Origin of the sequence: Mesorhizobium sp. M2A.F.Ca.ET.042.01.1.1, from assembly GCF_003997405.1 — a bacterium.
In the GTDB taxonomy this organism is placed as follows: Bacteria; Pseudomonadota; Alphaproteobacteria; order Rhizobiales; family Rhizobiaceae; genus Mesorhizobium.
Genome location: NZ_RZRX01000642.1, coordinates 1 through 515 on the forward strand (window position 1 = coordinate 1; position 515 = coordinate 515).

General features: G+C 64.5%; 1 protein-coding gene. It reads right to left on the bottom strand.

From position 1 onward, the window contains the following. Positions 1 to 200: 200 nt before the first annotated feature. The gene (locus EOA23_RS35345) at positions 201 to 425 is read right to left on the bottom strand and encodes a hypothetical protein (RefSeq protein ID WP_126061456.1); all 225 of its coding nucleotides are present in this window, start codon (positions 423 to 425) and stop codon (positions 201 to 203) included. Between the last annotated feature and the right edge of the window lie 90 nt (positions 426 to 515).

A 515-nucleotide genomic window follows, 5' to 3' on the forward strand; every position in this document is an offset into this window, starting at 1 on the left:
CCTGCCGGACATCTCCCCCTCTAGGGGGGAGATTGGCAGTTCGAGCGCCGGCACCTCTCTTGCAACGGTGGCGATTGGCGAAACCGGCGGCGACATCTGATCTCCCCCCTTGAGGGGGAGGTGTCCGGCAGGACAGAGAGGGGGGCTGTCCCGCCAGCATCTGAGATTTTCCTATAGTGCGGCGGAGCAAAGGAAAGAGATCAATCGTCAATCGCCGGCGTCAATTCCAGCTCGGCCGGGGTCAGCCCCTGCTTCAGCTGGCTCAGCCGGAACTCGTCGACCCAGTAGGCCTCGCCGTCGACCAGCACGCGGGCGCTGTAGGTGCCGCCGGAAAAACGCTGCGCGGTGACATAGACCTTGTGGCGCTCGAGCGCCGACTTCACCGCGGCGCGGCGGGACTTTTCTCTGGCGACGGGACTGGCCATGGCCTCACTCGAACACTCTGCCGCCGAAGGATGCGGCTGTCACAAGCATGGCGGAGAGCGGAATGTGAGTCAATTTGGCCAGTGCAGGCC

Excerpts from the sequence above, each read along its gene's own strand:
- EOA23_RS35345 (WP_126061456.1), bottom strand. The coding sequence starts at position 425 with ATGGCCAGTCCCGTCGCCAGAGAAAAGTCCCGCCGCGCCGCGGTGAAG.